Below are 16,402 nucleotides of genomic sequence, written 5' to 3'. Positions count from 1 at the left end.
TTTCTGACTCTACTATATCAAAGCCAAAATAAGAAAACAAGAGCAAAAAAGCAAGTGGTTACTTTAACCCCGTAAGTGGTTGTAGGGCCACCTTAACTTGCAGGTCAAAATAGAAAGAAAATCACACCCCACACAAGACCAAAAATATAACCAACCACTACATCCTTGAGATAATGCACGCCACCTGAGACTCTCGCTAGACCGAGGAAAGCTGACAAGACCAATAAGATAACCCCTACAGATAAACTAGCATGCAAGCAAGCCATGGAGATAATGGTTGCTGAAAAGACATGACGACTGGGCATTGACTGACCAGGACTATCTCTGTCAAGCAAGGGTTTAATATCCCATTCCTCATAAGGCCTAGGGGCATTGATTTTCTTACGAAGAAAGGACAAAATCACAAAGCCTGACGCAGGGACAAACACATACATCAAGACCTGCTTCCCAAGTCCTTGTTGGAGATAGGTAATTATTAACAAGGTTAAATAAACTATAGGCATGACTACTGTCATAAACCGATTGAAAGTTCTTAACAAGCTCAGAAGAAAGGGCTTATTTTTAATGTTACTAGCAACGTGGCCATACCATTCTTGATAATTTTTCATATATTTTCTCATCACTTACTCAAATTTTGCTTATAGGGAAGCACTTGTCTTCTAGTATAGTGCAGAAAAAGAAGGCCGTCAAGCCTTCTTTGGGTTTATTCTTCTGCTTCGTCTTCTGTAAATTGACTGTTATAAAGGTCAGCGTAGAAGCCTCCTTGTGCCATCAACTCATCATGATTGCCTTGCTCAATGATATTGCCATCTTTCATGACAAGAATCAGATCAGCATTTCGGATAGTTGACAAGCGGTGGGCGATGACAAAGGAAGTTCTTCCCTCCATCAATCGGTCCATGGCTTTCTGGATCAATTCCTCAGTACGGGTATCAACAGAAGAAGTCGCCTCATCCAGAATTAGAAGTAGCGCATCTTTCAGCAAAGCACGAGCAATGGTCAAGAGTTGTTTTTGTCCGACAGACAAGGTCACTGTATCATCCAAGACGGTATCGTAACCATCTGGTAGAGTCATGATAAAGTGGTGAATCCCTACAGCCTTGCTGGCTTCAATCACGCGCTCATCACTAATACCTGTTTGGTTATAGATGAGATTGTCGCGAATGGTTCCTTCAAAGAGCCAAGTATCCTGCAATACCATTGAAAAGGCATCGTGTACTTCCGAACGCTTCATCTCCTTGGTATCCACACCATCAATGCGAATACTTCCCTTATCAATCTCATAGAACTTCATCAAAAGATTGACAATGGTTGTCTTACCAGCCCCTGTCGGTCCGACAATGGCAACCTTTTGACCTGCATGAACAGTCGCAGAAAAGTCATGGATAATGGTTCGCTCTGGTGTGTAACCAAAGGAGACTCGATCAAAGACTACTTGACCTTTCATATCGATCAATTGTCTTTCTTTATGGGATTCGTCTTCCATTTCCTCTTCAGCTAGGAATTCGAAGACACGTCCCATGGCTGCACTAGCCTGCTGAAGACTAGTAATCCCTTGGGCAATTTGTGAAAGAGGCTGAGAAAAGATACGAACGTAGGCCATAAAGGCAACAATAATCCCGATACTAATCTGCCCATTCAGAGCCAAGGCTGCCCCAACGATAATCACTAGGGCATAGCTAAAGTTCCCAATAAACATCATAATCGGCATCATAATCCCTGAAATAAACTGAGATTTCCAGATACTGTCATACAGACGATAGTTTAAGGTCGCAAATTCTTCTTTGGTGCTCTCGATAGCATTGTAACTGGTCACCACATTATGGCCAGAGTACATTTCCTCCACATAACCATTTACAGCCGCCAAATCCTGTTGCTGACTCTTAAAGAAGCCCTGCGATTTGCCCATAAAAACGGACACGAAAGCAAAACCGATAAGAGTTGAAACAACCGTCACTAAGGCTAAAATCCAGTTCATCCCAAACATGGTCACCAAAACTGCCACGACCAATAAAGTGGATGAAAGAACTGTCCCCAGACTTTGATTGAGGGACTGTGCTGCAGTGTCAACGTCATTAGTCACACGAGACAAGGTATCTCCTTGAGAATGTCCATCAAAATATCCTAATGGAAGACGATTAATTTTCTCTGCAATCGCTCTTCTCAGACGCTCTGAAAAACGTTGAATGGCTGTTGTAAACAGAAAGGCCTGCAAATAATTTGATAGGAGTCCAATCACATAGATGACGGCCAAAAAACTACCAATGGCTGCAACCGCAGCGACATCCACACTTGTTTCTAGCCCACTTGCAATAATATTGGTCATTTCCTTGATACGGGTTGGACCATATACAGTAATGATATTGGATACGATTGTTGCTAGAAAGGCGATTAGAAGGGCAAACTGGAGGCCTGCAAGATAGGGTTTACTCTGTTTCCAAAGAGACATTCTCTTATTTTCCATGTTCCAATTCCTCCTTCGATAGTTGTGAATAGGCAATTTCTTGGTAAACTTCGTTATTAGCTAGAAGTTCCTTGTGGGTGCCTTGTCCCACGACTTTACCTTGATCCAATACCAAAATCAAATCTGCATCCATAATCGTTGAAATACGCTGTGCGACGATAAGCTTGGTCATAGATTTTGTTTTCTCTGCTAGCTCTTGGCGTAGGACACGGTCTGTCTTGTAATCCAAGGCTGAGAAGGAGTCATCAAAGATGAGGATTTCTGGCTTCCGAGCCAAGGCACGAGCAATAGCCAGACGCTGTCTTTGTCCACCTGAGAAGTTGGTTCCTCCTTGGGCTACTTCTGACTCTAAGCCCGCTTCCTTGTCTTCGATAAAGTTCTTAGACTGGGCCAATTCTAAGGCTTGCCACATAGCTTGCTCACTAAGTGGTGTTTCTTGACTGCGTCCAAAGTCTAGATTGCCCTTGACATCTCCAGAAAAGAGCACAGCTTTTTGTGGAATATAACCAACCTTGTTGCGCAAATCTTCCAAACCGTAATCTTGAACATTAACTCCGTCCACTAGAATTTCTCCTGCTGATACGTCATAGAAACGTGGAATCAGATTGACTAGAGTTGACTTACCAGAACCAGTTGAGCCGATAAAGGCCACTGTTTGGCCAGCTTCTGCTCTAAAGCTAACATGCTCGATAACTGCCTCCGAATTTGCAGCATAGCGGAAGGTCACATCCTTAAATTCGACCTGACCTTTGAGATTTTCATCAGCCAACTGCACTTGAGCAGGATTTTGGATAGAAGAATGCAAATCTAGAACCTGATTAATCCGCTTGGCAGAGACCATAGTTCGAGGAAGAACGATGAAGAGCGCCCCCATGAGAAGGAATCCCATGACAACCTGCATGGCATAAGACATGAAAACAACCATATCACTAAAGAGAGGCAGACGAGCTGTAGGAGCAGCATCGTTGATCACATAGGCCCCAATCCAATAAATCGCCACACTCAAACCACTTGAAATCCCCATCATGATGGGATTCAAAATGGCCATGAGACGGTTGACAAACAAATTCAAACGGGTCAATTCATCATTTGCTGCTGCAAATTTTTCATCTTGGTACTTTTCAGCATTGTAGGCACGAACAACGCGAATACCTGTTAGACTCTCCCGAGTGATACTATTCAGTTTATCAGTCAGACTTTGAATCAAGGACTGTTTTGGAAAGGCTAGCGTCATCAAAACTGTTGTCATCAAAACATTGACAATCACTGCCACAAGAACAGCCCAGAGCCAGTATTCTGAATGGCCTAAAATCTTCCCTATAGCCCAGATAGCCATAATCGGACCACGCGTAACCACTTGCAAGCCCATGGTGATCAACATCTGAACTTGAGTAATATCATTAGTGGTACGAGTTAGGAGACTTGGAATAGAGAATTTCTTAATCTCTGTCTGCGAGTAATCCAAAACTCGGTTAAAAATATCACTTCTCAGCCTACTAGTATAGGAAGCCGCCACTCTGGATGCAAAAAATCCAACTGCGACTGCGGACAAGAAGGCAAAAAAAGACATTCCGACCATCATACCTGCTGGTTGCCATAACTCATCTAAACTAGTTCCTTGAGTCCCCAGCAAATCCGTGATTTTCGAGATATAGGTCGGAACTTCCAACTCTAGATAGACCGAAAAGCATGTAAAGAGAATGGCTAGTAAAATCATCCCCCATTCTTTTCTACTAATTCGTTTAGCTAATTTCTTCATTCTCTCCTCCTATTCTCTTGATATTTTCCTGTAGTTGATTGAGGACTTTCTCAAAAATCAGTAATTCATCTTCATCAATGTCTGCCATCAACTGGTTGTCAATGCGTTCAAAGAAGGCCTTAACTTCTTGCATCTGAGAACGCGATTTGTCCGTCAAACGAACAAACTTGGCCCGCTTATCGACAGGACTCGCCTCCAATTCCACCAAACCATTTTGCACCATACGCTTGACCAAATTACTCGCAACAGATTTGGTAATATTGAGTTCCTGCTCGATATCCTTAATCAGGACCAGTTCCTCTTTTTGTTCACAATGATCTAAAAAACGCAGAACCTGCCCTTGAGGCCCACCCATAAATTCAATACCACAACGTTTGGCTTCCTTTTGCACCATCAGGTGAATCTGATGACCAAAACGCTTAAAGACTAACATCGGTTTATCCATACTAACTCCTTTCTAACTATCACATTTAGTTCTCCTAGGAACTAAATAGGTTTCCATGAGAACTATTTTACCACTTTGAAAAGAGATGTCAAGAAAAAGTTTCCTAGAGAACTATTTTCTTGATTAAAAAAATCCCAAGTGATTTTCTCACTTAGGATCATGTTTTCTATGTTAAATGTCTATCTTGCAAGTTTTAGTTTTGCTTCAAAATCATTGATCACCTTTTGCAGATTGAGCCGTCCTCTGTAGATGCCATAACCAAACAAGAGCATGGCTAAGACACCCAGAAGGGCTATGACAATTCCTGCAATCAGTGCTAATAGATTAGTCTCATGAAAGAAGTAAATCAGAACAAGACCGATACTGGCAATGACAAAGAAGAGAGTAAACCAGCGTCCTAGATTTTCAATCATATGCTTCTGGTAGTGAATTTCTGTTTCATAACCTTGAATCAATTCTTGTTCTGTCATGATTTTCTCCATTCTTTATTTAAGTCAAACAAATTGATACTAGACTAGCAGTATATCGGACTTACTGCCAGTCTGAAACTTGAGTAGGAATTAGTATTTCAGTTGAGGATCAAAGATGCCCAGTGCTACACCAATCAAAGCAATGACAACCAAGAGGAGCATAACAAGGTTTGGTGATACTTTTTTCTTGGCCATCAGCCACCAGCAAAGGGTGATAAAGCCAGCTGTTAAGAGACCTGGATAAACACCGTCAATCTTTTCTTGTAGCTTCAAGAAGGCTTCGCCATCAGCATTTTTCAGCTCTAATGAAGTCGTTACAGATACCCAAGTTGCAGCAACTGCCCCGATAACCATACCACCAATGACACTGATTGCCTTACGAAGCGCCTGTCCTTTAGGTCCTACAAGGAATTCTACCGCCTTGTCCCCTAATTCATAGCCTTTGAAGTAGGCAAAGCGCATACCGCCATAGATGAGAACATTCCATACAAGGATGTAGAAGAGAGCCCCGATAGGATTTCCGCCTTTTGAGAGGCCAAGGGCAATCCCCAGCAGAACTGGGATTAGGGTTCCGACAACCAATGAATCACCGATACCTGCGATAGGTCCCATGAGACCGGCACGCATACCATTGATAGTTTCGCCGTCAACAGCGTCTCCATTGGCACGCGCTTCTTCCAAACCAGCTGTAATCCCCACTACCAAAGCTCCGAGCTGAGGTTCTGTGTTGAAGAAAGCCGTATAGGTCTGCATAGCTTCTTTCTGCTCTGCTTTGTCTTTGTAGAGTTCTTCCACGATTGGTAGCATAGAGGTCAAGTAACCAAAAGTCTGCATATGCTCTTGAGAGAAGCAAGTCAAATGACCATAGTACCAATGGTGGAATGATTTCGCTAAAGTCTTTTTAGTTATTTTCTTTCTTTCAGCCATCTTAGATATCCTCCTCATCGTCATCAAAGTCAGCCCCACCAGCCGGCGCGGTCACACGAGCTGATTTGATTACTTCCAATTCATAGTAAATTACTGCAAAAATCAGTGAAACAACTGCACTGGCAACCAAATTAAGACCAAGTGACTTAGCCAAGGTGAAGCCCACAAAGAATGGGATAAAGTCAGCAGCCTTGGTAACGATTTGTTTCAAGAGAATGGCAATACCTACACATGGGAGAAGAGCTCCGACTGTAAAGAGGGATTTCATGATGAAGCCATCCATTGGCAGGTGGGTCTTCATCAGCTCAACCATATCGGGGCCAAACTTAGTGATAAGCATTGTTGGAAGGAAAGAGAAGACAAAGTGGGAAATCCAAGGATAAACCCAGTCAACAGCGTAAAGCTTTTTAAATTCGCCTTTTTCAACGGCTTTCCAGCCAATGTGCTGCCATAGCAGGTTTGTAGTGGCTGTTCCATAGAAGAGAACTGTACCGATAGTACCAACTGCTGCTCCGATTGGTGCAGCTGCTGCTGCAATAGCAGATTCAGACGTGATTCCTTTAGAATGAACAAATAAGATTGCGAGAGGAATCCCAATGTAAGAAATCGCCCGCACGTCAGCAGAAACTGTACCACCTGGTGTTACCAGAGCGATGTAGAGAACCTGAAGGGCTACCCCAACCATAATCCCTGTTGTTAAGTCTCCGAGAATCAGCCCGCTAATCAAGCCTCCGACCAGAGGACGTCCCAAAGTGTAGTTACCAATACTAGTACCACCCATACCAGGCATAGAAGCTAAACTAGCGAAAAGACCCAGTAAAGCGGCTTGCAGCCAAGAAATTGTCATAATAGACTCTCCTTTTCATTATTATAATTAAAAACCAAATTTAGACTTGAAATCGCTCCAATAACCGATGGAAACATCTGGTAGGAGCTGGAATTTGACTTTGTAGCCTGCTTTTTCGATCGCCTCAATCGCTTCTGCCTCTTCCTGGGTAATGGACTGGTTATTCCCCAGCTTAATAGCTCCAGGACGGTCATTAGCAGGGCCAATGATGATTTCCTTAACATCACCAGGTACAAAGCCTTGGTCCACTAGGATTTCTTTCATATCCACAGGATTTTTCGTAATGAGGAAATAGCGGCTGTCTGACTCTGTGACCTTGCCTGATTTTTCCTTGAAGGCTTCCTTGGTCCAAACAAAAGTCTTCTTGTCAGAAGCTCCCTTGTAGGCCTGAATCAAAACCTTGTTTCCTGCTGCAGCATTATTTACTGCAATCAGGCCATCACAAGGGTATTCCTTGGCCCAGCGAGTGACTGTTTGACCGTGGATCATGCGGTCGTCAATCCGTACAAATGATACTGTCATCTTTAAAATCTCCTTTTATCTTTTAGAATGTATGGCGGAAGTACTAAATGTCGTCTTCATCTTCTTCAGCTGCATCACTTACGACTTCAAATTCCTGCAAAGCAGCTGTAGCCTCGGAAAGGATAGCCTGAGCCAGATCTTTCCCGTCTAAGATATCTTTCATAACCAAGCCAGTCAGTCCCATGGTCAGGTTCAAACCGCCCAAGATAACTGCTGAGTCGAGCTTACCTATGTCAGCTAAGACGCTCGCTGCTGTCGTCAGAGGACTGCCTCCTACAATATCAGCCAGAACTAAGACACTGTCATCAGCGCTTAAGCCAGCCAAAGCCTGAGTAAAATCAACTGCAAAATCATCAACTGACTTGCCTTCCTGAAGACCAACCGCAATGACCTGATCCGTCTTGTCTCCGGCAAACATCTTCAAGGAACTCTGCACGCCTGCAGCCAGTCCCCCATGACTGACCAGTACAAGGTATTTCATCTTTCCTGCCTCCTTTTTCCTTCTAGCTCTTAGCCAAGTAAGGATTTATTGATGATTTTATTGTACAAGTTTTGGAATCGGTTTCATATTGTCAAATGTCACTTTGCCCAGATGACATTTGTCAGGAAACATATGACATTTGTCATATTTGTCTAGTCAGCTGTACCTTTCCTGCTCCTTTCAGAGCAAACAAAAAGAAAGCAGATTATTTTCCGCTTTCTATTTCTCTTTGAATGCTCGGCAAGGCACTGTCAATCTCTTGATTCTGCATAGCATTTTGAATCAGATAGTCCATCCGGTCCATGGTATGACGGTCTACTTCTAGACTGATGTCAATGATGGAGCGATTCATCATGTGGTCTAGCCTCTCAGAAGTCAAGGAATCCAAGCCAAAATCATCTGCCTGTAAGATTTCTCTAGCCTGTTGACTTTTCACCACAGATGGTAAGACTGAGGTCCCCTGCGATTTTTCAAACAAGGCCTGCTGGCTTTCTTTATCCTGTGACAGCAAGAGCATAAATTCCCAAGCCAGCTTCTCTTGCTTGGTATTGGAAGACATGGCAAAGAGCGAGGTCTTGACCTGTGTCCCCATCACCTGGCTATTAGCTGTTGGCATGGGGATACAGGTCCAAGAAAAGCTAGAATACTTGGCAACATGGTAAGGGTAAGGCTTGTAGGTCCGATACTGGGCCAGACTCATAGGATAGAAAGCCACCCGTCCCTCATCAAAGTCATTAGAAGTCACCTTATAGTGCTGGCTGAGCATATCTAGCTTGCTCATAAAGGCCAAGGCTTGGTGCATCTCTGCGCTGTCCACAGTGATACCGGATTTATCGGTAAGATGGCCGCCGTAAGCTACCAGAGCCTGCTGCCAAGTGTAATCCGTTATACCGTACTGATCCACCACACCATCGCCATTGGTATCCTTGGTTACTTTCTTGCAAATCTCATAGAAATCCGCCAGGGTCCATCCTGACTCAGGAATGCTAATTCCTTCTTTTTCAAGCAGGTCTTTATTGACACACATCATGATAGGATTGCTCTCAACTGGAAGGGCATAGCTGACTCCCTGATATTGCCCAGCTTCATAAGCCACTGGATAAAAAGCCTTTCGCTTATCATCCGTTAGGAGGGGATCCAAGGATTTAAGCGCGCCAGTCGAAGCCAACATGCTAAAGTCGTTTTCTGGCACCATAAAGAGATCTGGTTGCTCGCCTTTCAAGACTTGCTCTGCCAGCCAGTCAGCATAATCATCCTTGGGAATACCGCTTTCGTAAACGACCTTGACAGGAGGATGCGTCTTTTCAAATCTTTTAATCAGGCTGTCCAAGACCTTGTTTTCGCGACTGTTAGGCACATCCCAGCTAGAACCAGCATAGACCCCGATACGCAGGACTTTGTCCTGAGCTGAAGCCCAAAATACAAAAGCCAGAGCAACAGATATAATCAGGACAACCAGCAGGGACAAATTTCTCAATCTCCACTTCATTTGTCGCCTTCCTTACTAAAATCTCTCTGGGTGACTCCAGTCTGTACGGCCCAGATAGCCAGTTGGGTCCGGTCACGCAGGTTGAGCTTGGCTAGGATACCCGATAGATAATTACGGACTGTCCCTTCTGATAGAAAGAGTTTGGCTGCAATTTCCTTATTAGAAATCCCAAAGCTAATCTGCTGGATAATCTTCCACTCCGTCCGGTTCATGTCCTCCACATTTTCCTCTGTCACTGTGATGGCAAAGTTGGACTGGGCCATCTGTGAAAAGATTTTGAAGACCTTGGTGGCAATATTGGGATTGATCATAGCTCCGCCTCGATAGACTGTCTGAATAGCTTCATGAAGTTCTTCTGTCGAAACCCCTTTAAGAATATAACCAGATGCACCGTATTTGAGAGCTGAGAAGATAAATTCATCATCGTCAAAGGTCGTCAGGATGATAATCTTGACATCTGGATACTGCTCCTTGACAGCCTTGGTACAGAGAACACCATCCATGACTGGCATGCGAATATCCATCAAAATCACATCTGGGCGCACCCGATGAAGCTTTTCCAGCACTTCCTTGCCGTCTCCGACCGTCCCGACTACCTCAATATCTGCGTGGGCAGACAGAATGATTTGCAGAGACTCGCGAATCAAGGCCTGATCGTCTGCTATTAAAACCTTAATCATGTCTTCCTCCTATTTTTGGAATTTTGATATGCGTGTAGAAACCGTCCCGATTTTCAAAGCGGACGCTTCCGCCAATAATCATTAGGCGCTCCTGCATCTGCTTGAGGCCATAGCCATAGTGGAGTTCATCAAAGCCAACACCATCATCCTGAATGGTCATTACATAAGCTTCTTCTTCCTCTAGTAGCTCAATCCAGATAGTCTTGGCATGACCATGGCGGACAGAGTTGGTAATCGACTCCTGGATCACCCGGAAGACAATGTCTTCCTTGGCAATATCCAAGTCAATATTATCCCATTTGTAGAGGAGATGAATCTCCAAGTTGGAGATGGCTTCATACTCACGGATAATCTTAATCAGAGCTTCCTTCAAAGTGTTATTTTCCAGAGCTCCCGGGCGCATCTTATTGAGCGAGCCGCGGACATCACGGATACCATCTCGAACAACGACAGAGACATTATTAAGCTGCTCCTTAGCTCGGTTGGTGTCAATATCAACCAAGACCTTGACCGCATCAATACCAGCTGAAATACCCGTCAGGGCATGACCTAATGTATCGTGGATCTCTCTGGCAATCCGCTTCCGCTCTCGATCTTCTGCTATTTTCTCAGACAAAGCTAGGTAAGAGTTCAGCTCGCGATTGGCTTGAAAAGCCATGCGAAGCTCTTCCTCAATACGATGGCGCTCCGTAATAGCCGACAAGATATAGAATAGCAAGGAAATCATAAAGACGACAATATTAAGCGAGTAGAGAAAGTTCTTGCCAAACAAGAGCAAAAAGCGTACAGACTCAGGATAAAAACGAATATAGGTATCCAAAGACGGCAGCTTGATAAAGAGCGACATGAGGTTATAGTTGGACAAGAGCAGCATGCCAAAGCTCAAAATAATGAAAGAAAACCAGTACTTCTTGTCCTTGGAAGCATTGAACTCCTTAGAGCCATAGAAAATATCCGCAAACACCAAGAGAATCAAGCCATTGTAGGACGAGTGCAAGACGGAAAAGATGACCAGCATGAGCAGGATTTCAATAATGGTCGCCTTGTCATAGACGGACAGCTGATTGGGGTGGCGCTCCCGATAGTACATGACTAAAAGCAGACAGGCATACAGGCTAATAGATACCCAGAAGATTAGGCTAGGAGAGCCCGGAATAGCATCCAAACGCTCCAAGAGGGAGTGACTGAAGCCCTTAGCCGTTACATAGTTGGTCGCAAAGAGATAGATGGACGCATTATAGACAATGGCAATCAGATTGATGACCATCAAGGCTATTTTGCTGTAAAATATACTTTTTTGAGGTCTCATTATTGCCACCCTGTAACTGTGTATTGACTGATATTATCTCTATTAACCAGATGAACAGGAATCAGGTATTGGCTGTCGTAGGATTTCTCCTCCTGCATCAGCTCAATTACCTGTGCCACCTTGCGTCCCATCTGAATGGGCGATTGGGCCACGGTTCCCTCTATATCGCTAGTCGTAGCCAAAAAGTTTTTGATATCAGGCGATCCATCCACGCCGTAGATGGAGATTTTCTTATCAAGACCTTGATTTTTAATAGCAGCCAAGGCCCCGATAGCTACCCGATCATTGAGCGCCATGACTACATTAAAGTCCAATCCTTCGTCTAAGGCACTTTTTACTTGCGGCATGCTTTCCTCTGTCTGGCCTAGTGTTTCTTTCTGGGAAATAATCTTGTAGCTAGGCTGTTTTTCAATCGTATCAATAAATCCCTGAATCCGGTCCATAGCAGAGACGGCATTGCGGTGCTCTAGAAGGAGAATATTAGCAGAAGGCAAGCGCTTCATCATGTCCTGGGCAATCAGGACGCCTGCTTGGTAGTTATCCGACACAATAGTCGTATCCACTTTTACATCCTGACTGATAGGCGCATCCACTACGATGATTTTAATCCCAGCTTTCTTGGCCTTTTGAAGAGAGGTAATGATACTTGGACTATTACTTTTTACCGGATTGATAACAATGACATCAACCTTTTCTCGGACAAAAAAGTCAATCTGCTGGCTCTGCTTGCCCTCATCCAGCTCAGGATCCCGCACGTAAAGCCGGCTGCCCTGCTGGTTGGTTTTCTTCTCCAGCTCCGCATTTAAGATCTTATAAAAATCATTATTCATGGTCATGTAGGTTACCCCAATCTTGACCTGCTTCTCATCTGGCAGAACGCCCTTGAAATAAACAAAAAACAAAGCAAAAATAAGCAGAATGGAAAGTGACCAGAGAGCCTTCTTCTGATAATGCTGAACCCGTTTTTTGACATTAGCTGCTACCATTTTTCATCCCCTATGCCGTAAGCGCCTTTATGAAACATATAGGATTATTATATTACAAAACCGCCAAAAAGCAAAATCTTTCCAAAATGACTATCATAAAAAAGGCGAGACAGAATCTAAAAATTCATTGATTTTTGATTCTTGGTCCCACCTTGGCAATCATAATTAAACTTTTAAAAGCTTGAGAGAAATAGAATTCAGTCAAACAGATCTTGCATCTTACAAAACTTAATGCTGATTTTTTAGAGCTAGGTCATTTCCCACTCTTTGCATCTTGCTTAAAAGGGAAGTTCCTCTTCTTCCAACACTAAATCTGCGAAATCAGCTCCGCCGTTATTTTCACGCAGAGCATGCTGGGCGCGACTTTCCAGGAGCTGGAAGCTATGACAGAGCACCTCTGTCACATAATGGGTCGACCCCTCCTTCTCAGCGCTAGCCAAGGTGGCTCTTTGTCAACCCACTACAGTTGACAAAGAGCCAAAAATCCCAAGTGATTTTCTCACTTAGGATTATGTTTTCTATGTTAAATTAGAACCCATCTACGTTTGTGTAGATTTTTTGTACGTCTTCGTCGTCTTCAAGAACGCTGTATAGTTTTTCAAAGGTTTCAAGGTCATCCCCTGACAATTCCACTTCAGACTGAGGAATCATTTCCAATTCTGTCACTTGGAATTCTTCGATACCTGACTCACGAAGGGCAACGATAGCCTTGTGAAGGTCAGTTGACGCAGTATAAACCGTGATTGTTCCTTCTTCTGCTTCTACATCGTCCACATCCACATCTGCTTCTAACAATTGCTCAAAGACTGCATCTGCATCTTCACCAGCAAATACGATTACACCCTTGTTGTCGAAGAGGTATGAAACCGAACCTGAAGCACCCATGTTTCCGCCGTTTTTACCAAAAGCAGCACGGACATTGGCTGCTGTACGGTTGACGTTAGAAGTCAATGTATCAACGATCAGCATAGAACCATTTGGTCCAAACCCTTCGTAACGTCCTTCTGTAAAGGTTTCGTCTGTGTTTCCTTTAGCCTTGTCCAAAGCTTTATCGATAACGTGTTTTGGCACTTGGGCTTGTTTAGCACGGTCGATAACGAATTTCAAAGCTGAGTTTGATTCTGGATCTGGATCACCTTTTTTAGCTGCTACATAGATTTCTACACCAAATTTTGCATATACTTTAGAGTTAGCTCCATCTTTAGCCGTTTTCTTGGCTACGATATTGGCCCATTTACGTCCCATTAGGAATCTCCTTTTTTCACATTTTAATCTTTCTTATTATAACACAAGTTTTTTTGATTTTCACTAGAGGAAATAGATTTTATTCAGCAAATCGAACTATGATAACACTTTTGTTGCCAAGATGACCTTGCCTTCTTTTATCAAAGGATGACGGAAGAGTGAGAAGTACAATTGAACGGTCATGGCAACCCAGATAAGAGGTTCGCAGAGGATAACACCCTTATAGCCTGCCCAAGGAATAATCAAGACCACAAAAGCGATTTTTCCGATTAGTTCAATAAAGCTGGAAACCAGAGGAAGAACCTTTTGCCCCAAGCCCTGCAAGCAATTGCGATAAATCAACAAGAGACTCAAAATAGGATAAAAGGCTGAGCTGATTTGCAGGTAGAGACTACCATTTTCTACCAAGTAACCATCCGTTGAACTGGCCAAGAAGGAAACCAAGGCAGGACTGACAAAAAAGAGGAAGACACAAACAAAAACTGCCCAGGACATACTTAAGCGACTGCCGATTCTAAGACCTTGGACAATGCGGTCTGGGCGCTTAGCACCTAAATTCTGAGAAGCAAAGGTCGTCATCGAAGCAGAAATAGCGGTCATAGGAAGAAGGGCGAAAGCCATAATGCGTCGAGCTGCCGTCTGGGCACTAATAATCACTGCACCAAAGGTATTAACAGAAGACTGTAAAATCACACTGCCGATGGACACAATCGAACTCATCAAGCCCATAGCCAAACCTTGCTCCAAGAGATCCGCATATAAAGCCTTATTCCACTTAAAGTGTTTGAGTTGAGGAAGTAGCTCTGGCACACTTTTACGAATATAGTAAAAGCAGAGAACCGCTGATAAGCCTTGCGAAATGATGGTAGCAAGTCCCGCCGATTGGACTCCAAGATGCAATTGCGTAATAAAATAGAGATCTAGAACCACATTAACCAAGGCAGAGAAAACCAGAAAGCCAAGCGCAGCTAGACTATCACCAATGGATCTCAACAAACCTGCAAAGAGATTATAAGCAAAGCTGACACCAACACAGGTCACAATCATAGAAATATATTGATAAGATTGAGGGAGGATTTCAGAAGGGGTATCTAGGTACTGTAAAAGAGGATACAAACCAAGAAAGCCCAGCAACATAACCACAATACTCAAGAGAGCACCTAAAATCCAGGTAGCTGCTACCGCTTCCTTTATTTTAGTGAAATTCCGAGCTCCATAATAGCGGGCAATGACAATCCCCATACCATTTCCGACACCAAGAGTAAAGCCAATAATCAGATCAAAAATGGCCGTTGTCGCTCCTACTGCAGCCAAGGAATCTTGACCAAGAAATCGTCCAACAATCAAGACATCAGCGGTATTATAGAGTTGTTGGAAAATATTGGACAGCAAGATTGGAAAGGCAAAACTCAAGAGCGAGGGAAGAATAGGACCATGAATCAGGTCCACTGTTCGTTTTTTATTCATAAGGCTATTATATCAGCTTTCTAGAGGAGCGACAAGAAACAGCAAACTATGCCAGAACTAGGCAATGAAAAAGCAGTGAATTTCTCCACTACTTTAACAACTTATTCTTCAATTTCGATTTCAAGTTCGTCGCCTAGGTCAAGTGTCACTTCTTCATTCATAGAATCTGCTTGGACTGCGTCATCTTTTTTAGTTTCAGCACCTTCTACAGAAGCTTCTTCTCCATCAATCAAACCAAATTGAACACGAACTTGATGGTCAATTTCATCAAAGATTTCTGGATTATCTGCCAAGTATTTCTTAGCATTTTCAGAACCTTGCCCAATTTTCTCATCCTTGTAAGAGTACCAAGCTCCTGCTTTTTTGATGATATCCAAATCGCTTGCAATCTTCAAAAGCTCACCAGTCTTAGAAATTCCTTCTCCGTACATGATTTCAACAAAGGCTTCCTTAAATGGCGGAGCCACCTTGTTTTTCACGACCTTAATCTTAGTTTCTTTACCGACATTGGTGTCTTTTTGGTCACCAGTTCCCTTGATTTGCGTGCTTCCACGAACATCCAAACGGACTGATGCGTAGAATTTCAAGGCACGTCCACCAGGAGTTGTTTCTGGATTTCCAAACATGACCCCAACTTTTTCACGCAATTGGTTGATAAAGATGGCAATTGTTTTGGTTTTATTGATAGAAGCACCAAGTTTACGCATGGCCTGACTCATCATACGAGCCTGCAAACCAACGTGGCTATCTCCGATATCTCCATCAATTTCCGCACGAGGAACAAGGGCCGCAACTGAGTCGACTACGACAAGGTCCACAGCACCTGAGTCAATCAATTTTCCTGCAATTTCAAGACCTTGCTCTCCTGAGTCTGGTTGTGACAAGAGCAATTCGTCAATATTGACCCCAAGAGCCGCAGCATAAGCTGGATCAAGGGCATGCTCCGCATCGATAAAGGCTGCAATCCCACCTTCTTTTTGCGCTTGCGCAACTGCATGAAGGGCAACTGTTGTCTTACCAGATGACTCTGGTCCATAAATTTCAATGATACGTCCCTTAGGATAACCACCTGAACCAAGGGCAATGTCAAGAGCCAAAGAACCTGAACTCATCACTTGCACCTTTTGCTCTGCACGTTCACCCAAACGCATGATTGAACCCTTACCAAAGTCTTTCTCAATCAATTTAAGAGCGTCATTCAAGGCTTTTTCACGTTCTGCCCCGAATTTTTTTGAAATTTCATCTAATTTTTTTGGTTTTTTCGCCATTCTATTCTCCTACATTCTAATGGTCCTTAGACCTATCTACTAT

Annotated in this window: 16 protein-coding genes and 1 pseudogene; all 17 read right to left on the bottom strand. The window is 43.5% G+C overall.

Annotated features, from left to right (window positions below; genetic code table 11):
- Positions 1–104 precede the first annotated feature (104 nt).
- Positions 105–608 carry a phosphatase PAP2 family protein gene (locus M1F55_RS00975; protein ID WP_049516134.1) on the bottom strand — a complete coding sequence of 168 codons (504 nt, stop codon included), beginning with the start codon at positions 606–608 and terminating at the stop codon, positions 105–107.
- 95 nt (positions 609–703) lie between these two features.
- Positions 704–2,464 (bottom strand): ABC transporter ATP-binding protein, encoded by a 1,761-nt coding sequence (locus tag M1F55_RS00970; RefSeq protein ID WP_049516132.1) that lies wholly within the window; start codon positions 2,462–2,464, stop codon positions 704–706.
- Positions 2,454–4,223: an ABC transporter ATP-binding protein gene (locus tag M1F55_RS00965; protein ID WP_247947082.1), complete on the bottom strand. Its 1,770-nt coding sequence runs from the start codon at positions 4,221–4,223 to the stop codon at positions 2,454–2,456. Before M1F55_RS00965 ends, M1F55_RS00970 begins: the two co-directional genes overlap by 11 nt.
- Positions 4,207–4,668, bottom strand: coding sequence for a MarR family winged helix-turn-helix transcriptional regulator (locus M1F55_RS00960; RefSeq protein WP_247947081.1), 462 nt, complete (start codon positions 4,666–4,668; stop codon positions 4,207–4,209). The genes M1F55_RS00965 and M1F55_RS00960 overlap by 17 nt, the downstream gene beginning before the upstream one ends.
- A gap of 179 nt (positions 4,669–4,847) precedes the next feature.
- The gene (locus M1F55_RS00955) at positions 4,848–5,138 is read right to left on the bottom strand and encodes a DUF202 domain-containing protein (RefSeq protein WP_247947080.1); all 291 of its coding nucleotides are present in this window, start codon (positions 5,136–5,138) and stop codon (positions 4,848–4,850) included.
- A 90-nt stretch (positions 5,139–5,228) separates the two neighbouring features.
- Positions 5,229–6,083 carry a PTS system mannose/fructose/sorbose family transporter subunit IID gene (locus M1F55_RS00950; protein ID WP_002896727.1) on the bottom strand — a complete coding sequence of 285 codons (855 nt, stop codon included), beginning with the start codon at positions 6,081–6,083 and terminating at the stop codon, positions 5,229–5,231.
- Positions 6,067–6,912 (bottom strand): PTS mannose/fructose/sorbose/N-acetylgalactosamine transporter subunit IIC, encoded by an 846-nt coding sequence (locus M1F55_RS00945; RefSeq protein WP_049501833.1) that lies wholly within the window; start codon positions 6,910–6,912, stop codon positions 6,067–6,069. The genes M1F55_RS00950 and M1F55_RS00945 overlap by 17 nt, the downstream gene beginning before the upstream one ends.
- 27 nt (positions 6,913–6,939) lie before the next feature.
- The gene (locus tag M1F55_RS00940) at positions 6,940–7,434 is read right to left on the bottom strand and encodes a PTS sugar transporter subunit IIB (protein ID WP_004193690.1); all 495 of its coding nucleotides are present in this window, start codon (positions 7,432–7,434) and stop codon (positions 6,940–6,942) included.
- A 43-nt stretch (positions 7,435–7,477) separates the two neighbouring features.
- Positions 7,478–7,915 (bottom strand): PTS sugar transporter subunit IIA, encoded by a 438-nt coding sequence (locus tag M1F55_RS00935; RefSeq protein WP_049501832.1) that lies wholly within the window; start codon positions 7,913–7,915, stop codon positions 7,478–7,480.
- Positions 7,916–8,120: 205 nt separating this feature from the next.
- Positions 8,121–9,404 (bottom strand): ABC transporter substrate-binding protein, encoded by a 1,284-nt coding sequence (locus tag M1F55_RS00930; RefSeq protein ID WP_049501831.1) that lies wholly within the window; start codon positions 9,402–9,404, stop codon positions 8,121–8,123.
- Positions 9,401–10,084, bottom strand: a complete 684-nt coding sequence (locus M1F55_RS00925; protein ID WP_004256751.1) for a response regulator transcription factor — start codon at positions 10,082–10,084, stop codon at positions 9,401–9,403. Before M1F55_RS00925 ends, M1F55_RS00930 begins: the two co-directional genes overlap by 4 nt.
- Positions 10,077–11,393, bottom strand: coding sequence for a sensor histidine kinase (locus tag M1F55_RS00920; RefSeq protein WP_049501830.1), 1,317 nt, complete (start codon positions 11,391–11,393; stop codon positions 10,077–10,079). Before M1F55_RS00920 ends, M1F55_RS00925 begins: the two co-directional genes overlap by 8 nt.
- On the bottom strand, positions 11,393–12,379 hold the full coding sequence (locus tag M1F55_RS00915; protein ID WP_247947079.1) for a substrate-binding domain-containing protein: 987 nt from the start codon (positions 12,377–12,379) through the stop codon (positions 11,393–11,395). The genes M1F55_RS00920 and M1F55_RS00915 overlap by 1 nt, the downstream gene beginning before the upstream one ends.
- Before the next feature lie 278 nt (positions 12,380–12,657).
- Positions 12,658–12,807, bottom strand: a pseudogene (locus M1F55_RS00910) (single stranded DNA-binding domain-containing protein); the annotation flags it as partial.
- A 100-nt stretch (positions 12,808–12,907) separates the two neighbouring features.
- Entirely contained in the window at positions 12,908–13,624 is a 717-nt protein-coding gene (locus tag M1F55_RS00905; protein WP_247947078.1) for a YebC/PmpR family DNA-binding transcriptional regulator, read from the bottom strand.
- A gap of 96 nt (positions 13,625–13,720) precedes the next feature.
- Positions 13,721–15,091 carry an MATE family efflux transporter gene (locus M1F55_RS00900; RefSeq protein WP_049501828.1) on the bottom strand — a complete coding sequence of 457 codons (1,371 nt, stop codon included), beginning with the start codon at positions 15,089–15,091 and terminating at the stop codon, positions 13,721–13,723.
- 101 nt (positions 15,092–15,192) lie between these two features.
- The gene (recA, locus tag M1F55_RS00895; RefSeq protein WP_049501827.1) at positions 15,193–16,359 is read right to left on the bottom strand and encodes a recombinase RecA; all 1,167 of its coding nucleotides are present in this window, start codon (positions 16,357–16,359) and stop codon (positions 15,193–15,195) included.
- Between the last annotated feature and the right edge of the window lie 43 nt (positions 16,360–16,402).

The sequence above is a fragment of the Streptococcus mitis genome, assembly GCF_023109235.1.
Classification (GTDB): Bacteria; Bacillota; Bacilli; order Lactobacillales; family Streptococcaceae; genus Streptococcus; species Streptococcus mitis_DA.
The sequence above is the reverse complement of the archived record's forward strand: the minus strand, read 5'-3'. Positions and strand labels throughout refer to the sequence as shown.

Excerpts from the sequence above, each read along its gene's own strand:
- M1F55_RS00975 (WP_049516134.1), bottom strand. The coding sequence starts at position 608 with ATGAAAAATTATCAAGAATGGTATGGCCACGTTGCTAGTAACATTAAA.
- M1F55_RS00970 (WP_049516132.1), bottom strand. The coding sequence starts at position 2,464 with ATGGAAAATAAGAGAATGTCTCTTTGGAAACAGAGTAAACCCTATCTT.
- M1F55_RS00965 (WP_247947082.1), bottom strand. The coding sequence starts at position 4,223 with ATGAAGAAATTAGCTAAACGAATTAGTAGAAAAGAATGGGGGATGATT.
- M1F55_RS00960 (WP_247947081.1), bottom strand. The coding sequence starts at position 4,668 with ATGGATAAACCGATGTTAGTCTTTAAGCGTTTTGGTCATCAGATTCAC.
- M1F55_RS00955 (WP_247947080.1), bottom strand. The coding sequence starts at position 5,138 with ATGACAGAACAAGAATTGATTCAAGGTTATGAAACAGAAATTCACTAC.
- M1F55_RS00950 (WP_002896727.1), bottom strand. The coding sequence starts at position 6,083 with ATGAGGAGGATATCTAAGATGGCTGAAAGAAAGAAAATAACTAAAAAG.
- M1F55_RS00945 (WP_049501833.1), bottom strand. The coding sequence starts at position 6,912 with ATGACAATTTCTTGGCTGCAAGCCGCTTTACTGGGTCTTTTCGCTAGT.
- M1F55_RS00940 (WP_004193690.1), bottom strand. The coding sequence starts at position 7,434 with ATGACAGTATCATTTGTACGGATTGACGACCGCATGATCCACGGTCAA.
- M1F55_RS00935 (WP_049501832.1), bottom strand. The coding sequence starts at position 7,915 with ATGAAATACCTTGTACTGGTCAGTCATGGGGGACTGGCTGCAGGCGTG.
- M1F55_RS00930 (WP_049501831.1), bottom strand. The coding sequence starts at position 9,404 with ATGAAGTGGAGATTGAGAAATTTGTCCCTGCTGGTTGTCCTGATTATA.
- M1F55_RS00925 (WP_004256751.1), bottom strand. The coding sequence starts at position 10,084 with ATGATTAAGGTTTTAATAGCAGACGATCAGGCCTTGATTCGCGAGTCT.
- M1F55_RS00920 (WP_049501830.1), bottom strand. The coding sequence starts at position 11,393 with ATGAGACCTCAAAAAAGTATATTTTACAGCAAAATAGCCTTGATGGTC.
- M1F55_RS00915 (WP_247947079.1), bottom strand. The coding sequence starts at position 12,379 with ATGGTAGCAGCTAATGTCAAAAAACGGGTTCAGCATTATCAGAAGAAG.
- M1F55_RS00905 (WP_247947078.1), bottom strand. The coding sequence starts at position 13,624 with ATGGGACGTAAATGGGCCAATATCGTAGCCAAGAAAACGGCTAAAGAT.
- M1F55_RS00900 (WP_049501828.1), bottom strand. The coding sequence starts at position 15,091 with ATGAATAAAAAACGAACAGTGGACCTGATTCATGGTCCTATTCTTCCC.
- recA (WP_049501827.1), bottom strand. The coding sequence starts at position 16,359 with ATGGCGAAAAAACCAAAAAAATTAGATGAAATTTCAAAAAAATTCGGG.